The sequence below is a fragment of the Pseudoalteromonas sp. UG3-2 genome (assembly GCF_037120705.1).
Lineage (GTDB): Bacteria > Pseudomonadota > Gammaproteobacteria > Enterobacterales > Alteromonadaceae > Pseudoalteromonas.
The window spans coordinates 2,545,966-2,562,567 of sequence record NZ_JAWLJU010000002.1; the positions used below are offsets into that span (position 1 = coordinate 2,545,966).

Genomic DNA, 16,602 nt, shown 5'->3' on the forward strand with positions numbered 1-16,602 from the left:
ATTAGAAAAAGGAGCGATAAACCGGTAATTTCTTTTGCCCTGGAGCGAGCATAAATACCTCGCGTATGATTTTATTGGTTACCAGTGTTTGTTCCAGCGCATTGAGTAAACAAGGGGCCTGAATAGGGCTATCACATGCCTGAACCGCTAAGGTTAACATCTGAGCATTAAGGAAGCCCTCGAACGTTTGCTCATTGACCAACATATTGGCTTGGCTGGCTTGTTGACGAAACTGCTTACAAAGGCTTGCTTGACACGACTCTGGATCTGGAACTACCTCAGTGACCAGTACATCTACGGCACCATTGAGCCTGGCGTAGAGCTCATTCGACGCGGCAAAAGAAACCGTAGCAAAATAAGGGTGGAAGTTATCTTGTTGAGCTTGGTTAATAAATTTAGCTAACGGTTCGTATGTTCCCACCATGGCAATGGCATCGACCCCTTGCTCTTTAGCTTTACTTAGTGCTTGCGCGATATCTCCGGTATTGCGCCGAAAGCGAGTGATCACCACAGGTGTCTGCCCTCTGCGCTTAAGCGCTCTGGTTAAGCTTTGCTCGACCGTGAGGCCAAACTCATCCGCTTGAATAAGAAAACCAATTCGTTTCAGTCGTTGCTCATCCATCAGATAGCGAATGATTTCCTGCGCCTCGAGATCATAGCTGGCCCGTAAGTTAAATACCGAGAATGTCTTAGGCTGTTGTAAAAAGTCAGCGCCAGTGTAGGGCATCAGTAAGGGCACTTTTGAGTGCTCTAGTATTGCTTTAATGGCAAAAGATGTGGGGGTGCCCATAACCCCAAATAAAGCATCAACTTGATGCTGATAGATTAGAGTGCGGGCATTGATAACGGTTTTACTCGGCTCATAACCATCATCAAGGGTGATGAGTTCAACCGCTATTTGCTCTGGACTTTTGGTTTTATTGTAATGATTAAAATGCAGTTCAGCCCCAGCTTTGAGCTGACGTCCTATTTCCTGAGCTGGACCGGAAAGTGCCGTTGACATACCAAGCTTTATTGTACCTTCTGCCGCCGCGAGGCAAGACAGCCCTACAGCAAAAACAAGCAGACTAACTTTTATCAACCGTGTGCGCATACACTTCCCTAAGTGCTTCTCTCAGCGCTTTTATTAACGCTTTCTTACCTGTTAAGCCCAGCTCTGTGATCACGTGCTGAGATGATTGTTGCTGTAATACTAGTCGAATAATCAGAGCTTTGGAAATAAGGCTTAGGAATTTAATCACTTGCGGTGTAGACAAAAGCTGCTGCCACAGCACAGGTGCGATTTGTTGCTCATTGCTTTGCTGGTTATCGACTAAATAGTAAAGCAAAGTTTGCTGCTCTAACGTCGTTTCGCTACAAGGGAAAGAACACAGCATGGCTGCTACCACATCACTATCAAGGTGTTTATATTGGCCCTGTAGTTGATAATAAAAGCTTGCTTTAAACTGTGTTCTGATGGCCGACATTGGCTGAGGCTCATGCAGTACTATCATGGCATACTCACCGCTGGCCTTGTCCTTTTTATAGCCCAGTTTTACCGGGGTAAAGCCAGCCTTTTGCCAAAAATTAACCAGGGCAGTGGTACAGCCAAAGCTGCTACCTATGTAGGCGCTTTCTGTGGCTAATTGCTGCTGAAGGTATTTGAGCAATGCCGTACCGATACCACGCCCTTGGCATTCCGGCTGTACTGCAATTCTCACTATGCGGGCACCACGTTGTTGTACAAAGCGTATATCGCCACTACTGGTTGCTAGTTGCTGGGCCATAAGGTGACCGGCGGGGCGTCGCTGCCCTGTCATAATACTTTGGCAAAGAGTCTCAGACAGACCACCTTCAATAATTACCAAGCTGACCGCCACTAAGTGTTGCTGATTAAATGCAGCGTAAAGGCGCAAATCTGGTGCGTCTAATAGCTGGCGTAAGTCGTCGACACTGGTCTGATAATGTGCCAACACCAACAGTGAAAAAACCTGTTGTAACAGGGCTTCATTAGTGGCTAATTGCGCCTGTGACAGAACCTGATAACTGAGGTCACCTTGGCAACACACTGGGGTTGTTTTGCATTCTAAAGCGAACAGCTTGGTGATGTGTTGCTCCAAAGGATCGTTATGGTTATAGCGGATGGGCAGATGCAAATTATATTCTGCAAAATGGGGAAACTGAGCGGCTAAAAACCGTTTAAACCGCAATGTGTAGCCACGGCCGTTGCCCTCGTATCCGATCAGAGTGCTGGCAAAAACACAGCGATGGCCTAACTGGCTAATGGCCATCAATGTTGGTACTGGCAGCGCTGCCGCCTCATCAACCAGTATAATACAGTTAGGGTCAAGGTTATGGTGTTGCTGCAGTAACACATCGGGTGGCATATAACTTAGGTTAGCAAGTTGCTTTTGTTGCACCGCATAGGGAATACCAAGCTCCTGTGCCAGCATGCTAAAGCAGCTTTTGAGGGCGTGAAAGTGACGACTACATAGAATAAATGACTGTTGTGGTAGTTGGGCTGCTAATAGCCCTAATAAGGCACTTTTGCCACGGCCGCGGTCAGCACTTAAGAGGATGGGGGCAGTGTTGGTGCTTAGGCGCTGTTGTATTTCCTTTAGTACTTGCTGCTGTGCGGCGATACCACATTGACTTGGGGGAGCGCTGTAGTGGTTGGGTAAGTGCCAGCCATGTTGCTGGCTTAGCTGCCATGGGGGCTGTTGTTGCCACAAAGTTTGCCAGCGGCGCAAAAAGTGACTCTGTGTCAGCTGTTGCTCAGCCGAACACCAGCGGGTAATGGCCGGGTCGAGCCAGTGGCTTAAGCTTTCGAGTTCGGGCAAGAGTAACACCAGCATACCGCCAGCTTTAACTGTGCCAGAGGCTGCTGCCAGCTTATTTGGGTGAATACCGCTAAAACCATCATAAATGACTAAGCTGAACTCTTGGCCGAGAATTTGGTGAAGATGCTCTGGCCACTGGGCTTGATTAAAAGAGGCGGTGGTGCTGAGGGTTAAAGTGTCAGCAAAGGAGGCAAATAAGTCTGAGCTTTGTTGATAACACCAAGCTTGTTCGCCGCAGATTAGCAACAGTTGCCGATGACGAGCATCGGCAAGTTGCTGCATTAGCTGCTCGAGGTTAGATGGACTGCAATCTGGCATAGGCCGTTACTAGCCACTTAGTGCCGACATCATCAAAGTTAACCTGAATACGCGATTGCGCGCCACTGCCTTCATAGTTAAGCACGGTGCCGGCACCAAACTTGGCATGGAGGACGCGTTGACCCAGGTTAAAACCGCTGTCTTCAAACGCAGCATGACTAATGGATGGGCTGAAGCGGCCATTATTAGCAGGGCGTGAAACTTGCGTTTTGATTCTGATCTCTTCCATGCAGTCTTCAGGAATTTCTCGTAAAAAGCGCGATGGGCTATGGTGCTTTTCTTGGCCATAAAGACGGCGGCTTTCGGCGTGACTGATGTACAGTTTGTCCATGGCGCGCGTCATACCCACGTAGCAAAGTCGGCGCTCTTCTTCTAAGCGACCAGATTCTTCATTACTCTGCTGAGATGGAAACATGCCTTCTTCTACGCCCACCATAAACACTAATGGGAACTCTAATCCTTTGGCCGAGTGCAGGGTCATCATTTGTACCGCATCTTCATGCTCATCAGCTTGACCTTCTCCGGCTTCCAGCGAGGTGTAGGCTAAGAATCCTTGCAGTGGAGAAGTAAAGTCCTCATCGACGGGCAGCTCGTACTGACCACAGGCACTGATCAACTCTTCCAAGTTTTCTACTCTGGCGCGGCCTTTTTCACCCTTTTCCGCTTGATACATCGCCATCAACCCGGACAGCTCAATGGTTTTTTGTGCTTGCTCAGCAAGTTCCAGCTCGGCTATGGTATCGTCTAAGTGTTCAATTAATTCAATAAATTTGCTGACTGCGGTAGCGGCACGACCGGCTAAATGCTTTTGCGCCACCACGGCCTTAGCAGCGTCCCATAAAGGAATGGACTCATTGCGGGCGCAGTCGCGAATATGGCTAAGGGTTTTATCGCCAATGCCACGGGTTGGGGTGTTGATCACTCGCTCAAACGCGGCATCATCATTGCGGTTGCTAACGATACGCAGATAGCTCAGGGCATCTTTTATTTCTTGGCGTTCGAAGAAACGCATGCCGCCATAAATGCGATATTTTAGCCCTTCTTGCAGTAGGGCTTCTTCTAACACCCGAGACTGAGCATTATTGCGGTATAACACTGCGCTATCGCTCAGAGCATTGCCAGCTTGCAGCCATGACTTAATTTTACCCACCACAAACCGCGCTTCATCGAGTTCGTTAAAGGCGGCATAAATCGAGATCGGCTCGCCTTCGGTCCCCTCGGTCCATAAGCTTTTGCCCATGCGTTCCGCGTTGTTTTCTATTAGGGCATTGGAGGCTTTTAGAATGGTGGCGGTGGAGCGGTAATTTTGCTCCAGGCGAATGGTCTCAGCATTAAAGTCATCTAAAAAGCGCTTAATATTTTCGACTTTGGCGCCACGCCAGCCGTAAATACTTTGGTCGTCATCGCCAACGATCATGATGTCGCTGTCCCCTCTGGCGAGTAAGCGCAGCCACAGGTACTGAATGCTGTTGGTGTCTTGGAACTCGTCCACCAACATATGGCGAAAACGCTGCTGATAGTGACGCAACAAAGTGGGCTGTTGTTGCAGTAACTCATAACTGCGCAGAAGGATCTCGGCAAAATCCACTAACCCGGCGCGATCACAGGCGTCTTGATAGGCACTGTATACGCGAAGCATGAGCTGTTCATTGACATCATAGGCGGTGATGTCTTTAGGTCGTAGCCCTTCATCTTTACGGGCGCTGATATACCAGCTCAGTTGCTTCGCAGGCCATTTTTTCTCATCAATGTTCATCGACTTGAGCAAACGTCGGATCATTCGCTGTTGATCGTCGCTATCGAGAATTTGGAACGACTCGGGCAGTTTGGCCTCGCGGTGATGGGCGCGCAACATGCGGTGAGCTAGGCCGTGGAATGTACCAATCCACATACCGCCTACTGGGCCGTTGAGGGTGGCTTCAACGCGAGCGCGCATTTCTTTAGCGGCTTTGTTGGTAAAGGTAACGGCAAAAATGCTAAAGGGTGAAGCGTGCTCGACTTGCATTAGCCATGCAATGCGGTGCACCAATACGCGCGTTTTCCCCGAGCCAGCCCCAGCTAGCACCAGCATATTTTGCAACGGGGCCGCGACGGCATCCCGTTGTTTATCATTAAGGCCGTCGAGTAATTCTGATACGTCCATTGCGTTGCCCATTTGCTCAAATGACAGCAAGTATACCGACTCATGCCGGCAAATCCCAGTCACTGCTAATGAATTTGCCAGAGTGAATTTCTAAGTTGTTGATATTTAAGAATTGGCATACTGGTTTTATATACAGTTTAATTATTTTCTAGCACTGCTTTGAGTCGGCTTTGAATTTCTTTTACCAGCAAGTCAGGCTGAAACTTCGATAAAAAAGCATTACAGCCGACTTTTTCGACCATGGCATTATTAAAGCTGCCACTGAGGGAGGTGTTGAGAATAATATGGAGGTCTTTTAGGCGACTGTCATTGCGTATTTCATAGGTGAGCCGGTAACCATCCATCACCGGCATTTCGGCATCGGTGATCACTGCAAGTAACTCTTTTTGCACATCAATGCCTTCATCGGCCCAGTGTTTCAGCACGTTAAGGGCTTCTTGACCGTCGGTTGCCGGAATGATTTCAATGCCCAGTTGGGCTAGGGTATCTGCGACCTGACGTCGTGCCGTGGGGGAGTCGTCGGCATGGAGCACTTTACGGCCTTGAAATTCATTGATGATCTCTTTATCGAGAATGTCTTGTGGAATTTCGACTTGGTACTCAATAATTTCGGCCAGCACTTTTTCAACATCGATGATTTCGACAATATGCTCGACGTCGTTGCGCTTAATTTTGGTGAGTGCGGTTAAATAGTGATTACGCCCAGCCGTTTTTGGTGTTGGCATAATCTCGGTCCAAGTGGTATTGATAATGTGATCCACTTTGCCGACCAGGAAAGCCTGTACAGAGCGGTTGTACTCGGTAATAACTAAGTTGCTGTCTGGGTCTCGCTCACACGGTGGCATGCAAATAGCGTCGCGCAAATCAATCACTGGCACCGATTCGCCACGGATATTGGTGACACCACACACTTTAGGGTGGGCATTAGGCATTTTATTAAGCTTGGGCAGCTTAACTACCTCTTTAATCTTGAACACATTGAGAGCAAAAAAGTGCCGGCTATGAAGATGAAACAGCAGCAGCTCTAAGCGGTTTTCCCCCACCAGTTGTGTACGTTGATCTACAGAGGCCAATACGCCAGCCATGTGAAACCCTCATTACTTCTATGCTCTATAACTAAGACTATATCAAAGATGTGACTCTGTCGTATTGTTTTTTCCCCAAAATCTACAGTATGGTAAGCCTATCTAATTGCTAGGGAAGTATTATGCCAATTTTCTTAAAGCGTTTAGTGGTAATGGTGCGTGCACACATTGACCAGGCCAGCTGGCAACTGCTACTGACAGCGACACTCGTCCATATGGCAGTAACATGGGGCTTGTTATGGTTGGCGGATGAATCCGCACTGTTACCGCTTAACACCTTTTTCTATTATTACGTGGTCACCACTTCGACGGTGGGCTACGGTGATTTCAGTGCGACAACAGAATGGGGGCGGATGGTTGTAGCCATTGTGCAAATCCCATTTGGATTAGCGTTATTCGGTGTGTTGCTGGGTAAAGCGGGACAATTTGTGACTTTTTGGGTGAGAAGAAGTATGACAGGGGAAAAAGACTTTGCACATTTGCAAAATCATATTGTAATTTTTGGCTGGCATGATGTCAGAACGAAAAAGATGGTCGATTATATTCTCGGAGATGATAAGCGTGAGGATCGAAAAATTGTCTTAGCGGTGACCGATGCCATTGAACATCCGCTACTCAGCTATCCTGAGGTGGCTTTTGCACGCTTAGCCAGCTTCACCGATGACGAACAACTTAGTCGCATTAATATTACTCAGGCAGATAAAATCATTATTGACGGCGATGATGATAATCAAACGTTTACCACGGCATTAAAGCTCAGTAAGGTGGTAAAACCTCAAGCACACATCAGTGCCCACTTTTTAGATGATACCAAAGCCATGCTGCTACGAGAGCATTGCCAAAATGTTGAATGTTCGGCTTCGATGTCAGCAGAAATTTTGGTGCGAGCCATGCAAGACCCAGGCTCCAGCCGCATTCAAGAAGAGTTGCTGTCGACATTGAAAGGCGATACCCAGTTTAGTTTAGTATTACCGGATGACGTCAAGCAGCTGACCTTTGGGGATATTTTCAATTATTTTAAGCAGCACCACAATGCCACTTTGCTGGGGGTAGCGCACGATGTTAATGGCCTAAAAATGGACTTAAACCCACCATTAAATTACCCCATCACAGCGGGAGACGTTGTGCATTATATTGCTCCGCATCGCATTCTAGCTGCTGAAGTGAATTGGACTGAGTTATGTTCACCGAACTCTTCTTGCTGATCTTTTTATTGTGTGCTTATTTACTGCCGGTGGCGTTAATTGCCGGCAGTAAACGCACCCAAGGCCATGAGAAAAACGGTTGGCTAATTGGTACCTTACTGTTTTCCTGGATTGCGCTTATTTTATACTTTAGCATCATCCCGAAAGGGGGCCGAAGCAAGGCTAAGCGCAAAAAGCCTTAATGCTCCGACATGGCGATGATGGTTTGCCACTCAGCAGCGACGATTGGCATCACAGAGAGCCTACCGCCTTTCTTTAAAGCCAGCTCGGTAAGTTCAGGGTTGGCTTTTATGGCTTTTAACGTCACCGGCGTGTTTAAATGCTGGCGATAGCGTAAGGTGACACCGAACCAACGCGGCTGCTCTGGGGTGGCTTTGCCATCGTAATAATCACTGTGCAGATTAAACTGCTCCGGATCAGGACTTGCTCCTTTTACTACCTCAGCGATACCGACTACCGCAGGCACCTTACAGCTAGAGTGATAAATAAACACCAGATCGCCAGGCTGGACGTTATCGCGTAAAAAATTTCTAGCTTGATAATTTCTTACTCCTTCCCAGAAAGTTTGTTGTTGAGGCGCCTGTTGCAGATCATCAATAGAAAAAGCATCCGGTTCGGTTTTAAAAAGCCAATAAGCCATAACAAAAGTCCAATAGTGCGATAGGGTTAGCATAAGTGTATTATACTGATTTGAACAACGTATGCAGCGTGACCTTTAAATCACTGAGCATACCTATGTGGTCACAGCAAAACGGGAGCCAAGAATGAGCCGAATATTGCAGAACCTGTTGGATTTACTCAGCCTTGAGGAAATTGAACAAGGTATATATCGAGGACAAAGTCAAGATTTGGGGTTTCCGCAAGTGTTCGGTGGGCAGGTGATGGGACAAGCGCTTTCTGCCGCAAAATATACGCTACCAGAAGGTCGCTATGTTAACTCGCTGCACTCCTACTTTTTACGTCCAGGTGACGCCACTAAGCCCATTGTCTACGATGTAGAAAACATTCGTGATGGTCGAAGCTTTAGTACTCGCCGCGTCAGTGCCATTCAATATGGTAAACCGATTTTCTATATGACGGCTTCTTTCCAAGGGGATGAGCCTGGGTTGTCGCATCAGTCTCCTATGCCTGAGGTGCCAGAGCCAGAGTCATTAAAATCCTCTTTGCATTTTTATCAAGAGCATGCGGATCTTATTCCAGAAAAACTGCGGGCCAAATTCACCCAAGAAATGCCACTGGACATGCGTCCGGTGAACTTTCAAAACCCATTTAAACCCAATAAGCAAGAGCCAGTTCGTCATGTTTGGTTTAAAGCCAATGGCGATATGCCCAATGATCGCCGCATTCATAATTACCTGTTGGCGTACGCCTCTGACTTTGAGTTTTTGCCCACCGCGCTGCAGCCCCATGGTTTGTCTTTTATGCAGCCAAATATGCAGGTCGCGACCATCGACCATGCAATGTGGTTTCATCGCCCGTTTCGATTGGATGACTGGATCCTTTACAGCGTTGACAGCCCCAGCGCCTCAAATGGCCGCGGCTTAGTACGTGGTCAGTTCTTTAATCGCCAAGGGGAGTTGGTGGCTTCAACTATCCAAGAGGGAGTCATGCGCCAGCGTTAGCATGACCGTATATGAGTGGCTGGTATTGATAAATACGCAAAGGCAGCAACTCGAGAGCCGCAGATAGAGGGGGAGCGTAGTTGAGCTCCTCCTGCTATATTGAAGATAACGTAAGTAAACCATAAACAAGGTGACGGTATGGCGGTAATCACAGAGTCTCGTATAGGTTACTTCTGCTGGGTGGAGCTGTGCTCATCAGATTGGCAAAGTGGTAAAGCGTTTTATCAACAGCTGTTTGACTGGCAGGTGTTAGATCAGCAAATTACCGCTGACAGCTATTATACCATGTTGCAAAAAGGCACGGACGATCTAGCCGCCATGTATCAAATGACTAAAGAGCAGAAAAGCAGCGGGATGCAGAGTCACTGGTTGAGTTATGTTGCAGTAGAGAACACCGATGAAAGTGTACAAAAAGCTCAGCAATTAGGCGCCGACGTGATGATTGAACCTCATGATATTCCCGGCGCTGGCAGAATGGCGATGTTGCAAGAGCCCGGTGGCGCCATTTTTGCGCTATGGCAATCTCTAGGACATATCGGTATCCAAAGAAAGCTTGAAGCCAATACCCCTTATTGGTTTGAGTTGGCCAGTAAAGACAGCGCTAAAAGCCGTCAATTCTATCAGTCGATGTTTGGCTGGGAATGTGAAGTAAAAGCCATGGAAAACATGGACTACACCTTGTTCAAGGTCGATCAGCAAGCAGTAGCTGGCATGTTGGAAATGACCGCCGAGTGGGGGGACGATATACCGCCCCACTGGATGGTGTATTTTGCCGTATTAGACTGTGACAGTACCGCCAACCATGCCGAGAAACTCGGAGGCACCATCTGTGTCCCTCCTACGGATGTGGCTGGGGTTGGGCGCTTTGCCGTACTCACTGACCCACAAGGTGCAGTGTTTTCGGTTATAGAATCGAGCATGGATGAAATCACTCTTTAATCTGTTGCTAAAACAGTTAGGTGTACCTGGCAATCGGCTGAGCGATTGGCGATACCTGCGAAGATAGCTTGAATGGTACCGCTTTTTTTCATGGCTTGAATCGCTTGATTTAATTGCGGTACTAGCTGCTGATGCTGTTGGTGAACATAATGAAAAATGTCGTAGCTATTATGCTGCAAACGCCGCATAAAGAGTTGTTTTAAGCCTGATTGGCAAATGCCACCAAGGGTAAACAAGTCATCGGCCAATAAACTCTGGGTATGGCCTTTTTGCAACGCCTGAAAAGCGGAGATCTCATTAGATACCGGGTGGCAAGTAAAGCCGCGTTGTTGGCAATACTGGCTGACAATCAGGCTGCCACGGATAGTTACTAATTCTTGCTGTGGGGTAAGGTTGCAGTGTTGTTCTTGAATACAAAAAATAGCAATATTGACATTGGCCAGTGGCTCAGACACCTTTATTAGATTTGAGTACTGGGTAACCACATCTTCCACGCGTCCAGCCTCAGCATCGTACACTCCGCTGTTGACATAACTAAGCCCGCGTTGGCTGGGTAAAATAATAATCTGCGGCTGGATGCTTAACGGCGCATAAAGCGCTTGCATGAGCGTGGTAATGCGCTCTTTACCCAGTTGATACGCTACTATTTCACTGACATTGATCTGATAAGCCATCACGGAGCTGGAACAGCACAACAATAATGATATCCAATAGCGCTTCACAGCATACTCCTTTATTCACTTTGTAATTAAGAGTAGCAAAAAAGCGTTATTTTGCTGCGGTTATATCCCGTGATACATATTGTCATTAAACGGGTGACTTGCTATTGCTGTTTTTCGTCCCCATAGCTAAATAATATAACTAATGACGTCACACACTTTGAAGGAGACCCACATGGCACTACATGTATTAGTAACTGGGGCTAATCGCGGAATTGGCTTGGAGTTCTGTAAACAATATAAAGCCTTAGGCTGCAAGGTGACGGCGGTGGTCAGAACGGCCTCAGAGGAGCTCGAGGCGCTGGGTGTTGATATTATTGATGGTATCGATGTGGCTACCGACAATGGCAGCAAAAAGCTAGTGGCTGCGTTAGGCGAGCAAAAGCTAGACCTAGTGATCAATAATGCCGGGGTTTTCCATAATGAAACTCTGGCAGAGATGGATTTTGAAACCATAGCACAACAGTTTGAGGTTAATGCCTTAGGGCCAATTCGTATTACCCATGCGCTATTAAACAACCTCAGTGCTGGCAGTAAAGTCGCCATGATCACCAGTAGAATGGGATCCATTGCGGATAATGGCTCTGGCGGATACATTGGCTATCGGATGTCAAAAGCGGCGTTAAATGCGGCAGGCGTAAGTATGGCGCATGAGTTAAAATCTCAGGATATTGCTGTAGGGTTATTTCACCCAGGCTTTGTGCAAACACAAATGGTAGGCTATGCCGGCGATATCGGTCCCGACGTGGCAGCCGAACGTTTAATCAAACGTATCGAACAGTTGAACCTGGAAAACAGCGGTGGTTTTTGGCACTCCAATGGGGAAACCTTGCCCTGGTAATGCCTTACTAATCTCACAATGAGACGCCGCAGAATCATCTTGATAGTCGTGGCCGCATGGATCAGTCCACCCAAATGGGCGGTGGACTGATATAATCATGCTAAAATAAAGCAAATACTCAAATGGTCACTCGCAATGGAACTACAACAAGATACTCCCCTTAGCCTGCCCCTTTTTCAACTTGACGATAATATCGAAAGTCGTGACATCGATGCCCCAGATGCTGAGGTCGCCGTATTACTGAGCGAAAACTTATTGGCAAATCTATGTCAAAACCCAGAGCAAGAGCAAAGCATCAGCTTGCCCATCGACGACTATGAAATCAGTAATATTGCTAATGAAGTCAGTGAGCTACTCTCTCATGGTCACCAACTGCAATTAATTCTAAATCACGGTCCGGTGCTGAGTGCGGTGTTAAATACCGACAACGGCGCCTTGTTTGTTTCGCCGCCTATGGAAATGATGCCAACCTTTGATCTCGGCTTGGACGACGAGGACGAATAATGGCAAAACGAGTACTGCTACAGGCCATTGCGCTATTGATCCTAAGTGGTTGTGTGGCTTTTGGAGCATCGAAATACGATGAGTTATTTGGCCCTGAACAACCGCAAGCAAGGATGACGCAGTACCATCAAGGTGGCGCGCATTACAGCCAAACCATAAAGCCCATCCTAGAAACGCGTTGCGTGGTTTGTCATGGCTGTTATGACGCGCCTTGTCAGTTAAAGCTTTCTTCCCCCGAGGGGATTGACCGCGGGTTATCTAAGCAGCGAGTTTACGACGGTACACGCTTGTTAGCGCAAACACCAACGCGACTGTTGTTTGATGGCCAAACCACCACCCAATGGCGGCAACGCGACTTTACGCCCGTGTTAAATGAGCGCGAGCAGACGCCATACAACAACTTAGCGGGCAGTGTGCTGTATAACAGCTTGTTATTAAAAATGTCCCACCCATTTCCTCAGGAAGGCATTTTAGGGGATGAATTTGATTTCTCGCTAGACCGCAAACAAACCTGTCCCAGTATGGATGAGTTTAGTGCGTTAGCGAAAAAGCAGCCCCATGCAGGCATGCCTTATGGCTTACCGCCATTGACACAAGATGAATTCAAAGCGTTAGAAGCTTGGCTGCGGAACGGCAGCAAAATGAGCGCGGTAGCCGCACCGACTTATAAGGCATTAGCCGAGGTGGAAAAGTGGGAGCGCTTTTTAAATCAAGCAAGCCCTAAGCACCGATTAGCTGCGCGCTATATCTACGAGCATTGGTATTTAGCCCATATTTACTTCCCTAACACCGCAGAGCCGAGCTTTTTTAAACTGGTTCGCTCCAGTACACCTCCAGGCCAACCTCTGGCATTGATCAGCACGGTGAGGCCGTTTGATGACCCTGAAGTCGAGCGGGTTTATTATCGTTTGATGCCAGTGCAGAGCAGTATTCTATCAAAAACTCATATGCCGTTGGCGCTGGATGATAAAAAGTTAGCACGACTCAATGCCCAGTTTTTTGCTGCGGACTATGAAGTGTCTGAGTTACCCGGCTACAGCCCAGAGCTAGCCGCGAATCCGTTTAAGGTGTTTAAAGCGATCCCGGTGAACTCGCGTTATCAATTTATGCTGGATGAAGCGGAGTTAATTGTAAAAGGCTTTATAAAAGGGCCCGTATGCCGTGGTCAAATTGCCCTAAATGTGATTAATGATCATTTTTGGGTGGCGTTTGTTGACCCGGAAAAAAACAGTAACGAAGCCATCAACCGCTTATTACTAAAACACGATGAAGATTTAGTGTTACCGGCGGCGGAGCAAAGCAATGCTTTACCGCTATCGAGTTGGGCAAAATACGCCAGCAAGCAAAAAGACTACTTACACGCCAAAACCGAGTTAGCGGAACAGATGTTTGCCGATGGTAAACGTTTGAATATGGACTTAATTTGGCGTGGCGATGGCCACAATCAAAATGCCGCCCTGACGATTTTTCGCCATTTTGATAGTGCTTCGGTGGTTAAAGGTTTTATAGGCCAAGCACCAAAAACCATGTGGGTACTCGATTACGCCTTATTTGAGCGGATCCACTACCTACTGGTGGCGGGGTTCGATGTCTATGGCAATATTGGTCATCAGCTGATCACGCGTTTATACATGGACTTCTTGCGCTTAGAAGGAGAGCAAAACTTTTTAAATATGCTGCCGCTGAGTCATCGCCAAGCCATTAAAAGTCACTGGTATCGCAATTCGCATTTAAGTTTAAGCGAGTTTATTAACCGCAAGTCGCTCATTGGCGCGCCGACGGGCATTGAATACCACAGTGATGATCCCAAGCAAGAGCTATATGACAACTTGCATCAAGTATTGGCACCGGTGTTGAACCAAGAGTATGACTTTCGCAGCGTTAAAGGCCCTTTAGCTGAGTTAAATAGCTTACCAACTAAAGCCATTAACTTATTACCACAAGTCTCGTTCATTTTAACGCAGCAGCCCGATGGTGGGCATCAGCCTTATACGCTGTTGCACCATAATGCCCACTACAATATCTCGAGCTTGCTTAATGAAGAAGGCCAGCGCGCATACCAAGAAGACACCGCTTCGCTAGTGCCTGGTTTTATTGGTGACTACCCCGAAGCCATTTGGTACTTATCGAGCCACTCCGACGCACAAGATTTTGTTACGCGGTTAGGGCAAGTGAGAACAGAGTCGGACTATCAAGCGCTAAGAGCAAGCTATGGCATTCGTAGAACTCACCCTGAATTTTGGCGCTATAGCGACCTATTGCACGATATCGCGCAGCAAACCAGAGGGGTTGAATTTGGCTTATTTGACTACAATCGCCTAGAAAATCGCTAAGATGGTGGAGCACCGCGCTCCATCATCTTTTTGGTTGCTATTTACTGGCGGCGACGGCGGCCTTTACCGCGGCGAGCAATACCTGCTCGTCTAGCCGTACCTTGTAATTGGGGTTGGCATATTGAAACTGAATGAGTCCTTGCTGATCGATAACAAATACCGCTGGAACAGGCAGGGCAACTCGACTATTGCCGTCCAAGTCGACAAAATTAACACCGAGTTTATTGCGATACATATCAGCGGTTTTATCCTCTAAAAAGTAAGCCAGTCCCAATGCTTGACTGAGCTCCATTTTATCATCGGAGAGTAACTGATAGTTTGGCGATTCAATGGTGCTTTTCGCTAATACTTCAGGAGCATCAGGCGCCACAGCAACGATTTGTGCACCTAGCTCAACCACCTGAGACTCGATAGTTTGAATGCGAGCCAACTGACGTGAGCAATAGGGGCACCAGCCACCACGATACACCACCAACACCGTCAGCTTTTGTTTATATAGCTCAGCTAAATCCACGCTTTTACCCGCTTTATCTTGTAATGTTAGCTGGGGGGCTTGGAGCCCTGGTAATAGTGGGCGAACTTGTTCAGGCGCTGCGGCGATATTACTGATCTCGGCTGCAGTGACTGAGGTGCTCAGTAATAACATCAGTGATAAAACTAAATGGCGCATAATCTCTCTTTTTATTGCTACAAATGTGGCTTATACAGACCCGAGTACTGACGAAAATCTTTCACTGCGGTATGATAATAGCTGTTATTGATTTCCATATAGAGAGAGCACAATGTCTGCAAACATTACAAAGCTCGTGGTGATGCTAGAGATGCAACATGCCATGAACACTAAGGTCCATGAACAATGGTTCGAGCAAGGGTTCGAATGGTATCGCGCGATTTGGGTGGAATGTGCAGAAATGCTTGACCACTATGGTTGGAAGTGGTGGAAAAAACAAACACCAGACACTGAGCAAGTGATATTAGAGCTGGTGGATATTTTCCACTTTGGCCTATCATTGCGTATTGATGGTGAGACTTCATTTGAGCAACTGGCAACGCAATTAGAAGCTGAACTTGGCGAGCCAAAACTTGGTGCAGACTTTAAAGAAACATTAGAGCTGCTGGCCAGTGCTGCGGTCACTGAGCGCCGTTTTGATGCCCAAGCTTTCGCCGGTTGTATGCAGCAAATTGGCATGAGCATTGACGACTTATATCGTGGTTATGTGGGTAAAAATACCCTTAACTTCTTCCGCCAAGATCATGGCTATAAAGAAGGCAGCTACATTAAAGTGTGGCAGGGCCAAGAAGACAATGAGCACCTGGTTGAGGTAGTAAAAAGCCTAGACACTGAACATCCAGACTTTAAAACTCATGTCTATGATGGCCTCAAAGCACGCTACCCAAGTTAGTCGATAGGGGGCAAAGTGCGGTAGTCAGAAACACTCAGGTAATCACTTATTTGTTTTTCTGGCTGCTGACTATCGGGGTTGGCTACCGCTAGTAGGTGGCCAATGCCAAACTCTTTTGCCGCAGCCAGCACGCTCAGACTGTCGTCGACAAACAAGGTGCGTGACTTATCAAACCCTAAGTCTTTCTCAACCTGCTGCCAAAGCAACTGACTCTCTTTACTCACGCCATACTCATGTGTTGACACCAACTTATCTAAATACTGATCAAACTGAGTCCGTTCTATCTTTAAACTCAAACTATCCGGGTGGGCATTGGTCAATAAAATCAGCTGTTTGCCGCTTTTTCTTAACGCTTGTAAAAAGTCAGGTACATCGTCACGAATGGAGATTAAGTGCTGGATCTCACGCTTTAACTCCATAATGGGTAACTGCAGCTGTTCTTGCCAGTAATCTAAGCAATACCACTGAATTTGCCCCATAACGGCTTCATAGCGGTCTAATATATCAGCGCGAGCGGCTTCTAGGCTCAGTCCTTGGCGTTTGGCATGAGCGCGAGGCACGACTTCGAGAAAAAAGTGATTGTCGAAATGCAAATCGAGTAGGGTGCCGTCCATATCTAGTAGAACGGTGTCGATATTTGACCAATTTAGCATAGGCATTTAACTTCAAAG

16 protein-coding genes are annotated in these 16,602 nt (G+C 47.3%); 8 read left to right on the forward strand and 8 right to left on the reverse strand.

Going from position 1 to position 16,602, the window contains the following annotated elements; all coding sequences use genetic code 11:
• Position 1 precedes the first annotated feature (1 nt).
• The 4 genes from R3P39_RS14360 to R3P39_RS14375 form a co-directional block, all read right to left on the reverse strand.
• Entirely contained in the window at positions 2 to 1,093 is a 1,092-nt protein-coding gene (locus R3P39_RS14360; RefSeq protein ID WP_336568278.1) for an ABC transporter substrate-binding protein, read from the reverse strand.
• Positions 1,068 to 3,137 (reverse strand): GNAT family N-acetyltransferase, encoded by a 2,070-nt coding sequence (locus R3P39_RS14365; RefSeq protein WP_336568279.1) that lies wholly within the window; start codon positions 3,135 to 3,137, stop codon positions 1,068 to 1,070. Before R3P39_RS14365 ends, R3P39_RS14360 begins: the two co-directional genes overlap by 26 nt.
• The gene (gene uvrD, locus R3P39_RS14370) at positions 3,115 to 5,280 is read right to left on the reverse strand and encodes a DNA helicase II (RefSeq protein WP_336568281.1); all 2,166 of its coding nucleotides are present in this window, start codon (positions 5,278 to 5,280) and stop codon (positions 3,115 to 3,117) included. The genes R3P39_RS14365 and uvrD overlap by 23 nt, the downstream gene beginning before the upstream one ends.
• A 137-nt stretch (positions 5,281 to 5,417) precedes the next feature.
• The gene (locus tag R3P39_RS14375) at positions 5,418 to 6,365 is read right to left on the reverse strand and encodes a chemotaxis protein CheV (protein WP_336568282.1); all 948 of its coding nucleotides are present in this window, start codon (positions 6,363 to 6,365) and stop codon (positions 5,418 to 5,420) included.
• Positions 6,366 to 6,487: 122 nt separating this feature from the next.
• Here R3P39_RS14375 and R3P39_RS14380 point away from each other — a divergent pair, with 122 nt between their 5' ends.
• Complete coding sequence (locus tag R3P39_RS14380; protein ID WP_336568283.1) at positions 6,488 to 7,570, forward strand: potassium channel family protein; 1,083 nt, start codon at positions 6,488 to 6,490, stop codon at positions 7,568 to 7,570.
• Entirely contained in the window at positions 7,546 to 7,752 is a 207-nt protein-coding gene (locus R3P39_RS14385; protein WP_336568284.1) for a hypothetical protein, read from the forward strand. Before R3P39_RS14380 ends, R3P39_RS14385 begins: the two co-directional genes overlap by 25 nt.
• Here the strand turns inward: R3P39_RS14385 and R3P39_RS14390 are convergent.
• Positions 7,749 to 8,210 (reverse strand): EVE domain-containing protein, encoded by a 462-nt coding sequence (locus tag R3P39_RS14390; RefSeq protein WP_336568286.1) that lies wholly within the window; start codon positions 8,208 to 8,210, stop codon positions 7,749 to 7,751. The genes R3P39_RS14385 and R3P39_RS14390 overlap by 4 nt on opposite strands.
• Positions 8,211 to 8,334: 124 nt before the next feature.
• Between R3P39_RS14390 and tesB the strand changes: the two genes are divergently transcribed.
• Both tesB and R3P39_RS14400 read left to right on the forward strand, forming a co-directional pair.
• Complete coding sequence (tesB, locus tag R3P39_RS14395) at positions 8,335 to 9,192, forward strand: acyl-CoA thioesterase II (protein ID WP_336568287.1); 858 nt, start codon at positions 8,335 to 8,337, stop codon at positions 9,190 to 9,192.
• Positions 9,193 to 9,330: 138 nt separating this feature from the next.
• Positions 9,331 to 10,131 (forward strand): VOC family protein, encoded by an 801-nt coding sequence (locus tag R3P39_RS14400; protein ID WP_336568288.1) that lies wholly within the window; start codon positions 9,331 to 9,333, stop codon positions 10,129 to 10,131.
• On the opposite strand, the gene R3P39_RS14405 is transcribed toward R3P39_RS14400, so the two are convergent.
• Positions 10,128 to 10,853 (reverse strand): transporter substrate-binding domain-containing protein, encoded by a 726-nt coding sequence (locus R3P39_RS14405; protein ID WP_336568289.1) that lies wholly within the window; start codon positions 10,851 to 10,853, stop codon positions 10,128 to 10,130. The genes R3P39_RS14400 and R3P39_RS14405 overlap by 4 nt on opposite strands.
• A gap of 172 nt (positions 10,854 to 11,025) precedes the next feature.
• On the opposite strand from R3P39_RS14405, the gene R3P39_RS14410 reads away from it, so the two are divergent.
• From R3P39_RS14410 to R3P39_RS14420, 3 genes are all read left to right on the forward strand, one after another.
• Positions 11,026 to 11,691 carry an SDR family oxidoreductase gene (locus R3P39_RS14410; RefSeq protein ID WP_336568290.1) on the forward strand — a complete coding sequence of 222 codons (666 nt, stop codon included), beginning with the start codon at positions 11,026 to 11,028 and terminating at the stop codon, positions 11,689 to 11,691.
• 135 nt (positions 11,692 to 11,826) lie between these two features.
• On the forward strand, positions 11,827 to 12,195 hold the full coding sequence (locus R3P39_RS14415) for a hypothetical protein (protein WP_336568291.1): 369 nt from the start codon (positions 11,827 to 11,829) through the stop codon (positions 12,193 to 12,195).
• Entirely contained in the window at positions 12,195 to 14,528 is a 2,334-nt protein-coding gene (locus R3P39_RS14420) for a fatty acid cis/trans isomerase (RefSeq protein WP_336568292.1), read from the forward strand. Before R3P39_RS14415 ends, R3P39_RS14420 begins: the two co-directional genes overlap by 1 nt.
• A 37-nt stretch (positions 14,529 to 14,565) precedes the next feature.
• On the opposite strand, the gene R3P39_RS14425 is transcribed toward R3P39_RS14420, so the two are convergent.
• Positions 14,566 to 15,198: a peroxiredoxin-like family protein gene (locus tag R3P39_RS14425; RefSeq protein ID WP_336568293.1), complete on the reverse strand. Its 633-nt coding sequence runs from the start codon at positions 15,196 to 15,198 to the stop codon at positions 14,566 to 14,568.
• Positions 15,199 to 15,310: 112 nt separating this feature from the next.
• Here R3P39_RS14425 and R3P39_RS14430 point away from each other — a divergent pair, with 112 nt between their 5' ends.
• Complete coding sequence (locus tag R3P39_RS14430; RefSeq protein ID WP_336568294.1) at positions 15,311 to 15,931, forward strand: dUTP diphosphatase; 621 nt, start codon at positions 15,311 to 15,313, stop codon at positions 15,929 to 15,931.
• On the opposite strand, the gene yrfG is transcribed toward R3P39_RS14430, so the two are convergent.
• Positions 15,928 to 16,584 (reverse strand): GMP/IMP nucleotidase, encoded by a 657-nt coding sequence (yrfG, locus tag R3P39_RS14435; RefSeq protein WP_336568296.1) that lies wholly within the window; start codon positions 16,582 to 16,584, stop codon positions 15,928 to 15,930. The genes R3P39_RS14430 and yrfG overlap by 4 nt on opposite strands.
• Positions 16,585 to 16,602: the final 18 nt, after the last annotated feature.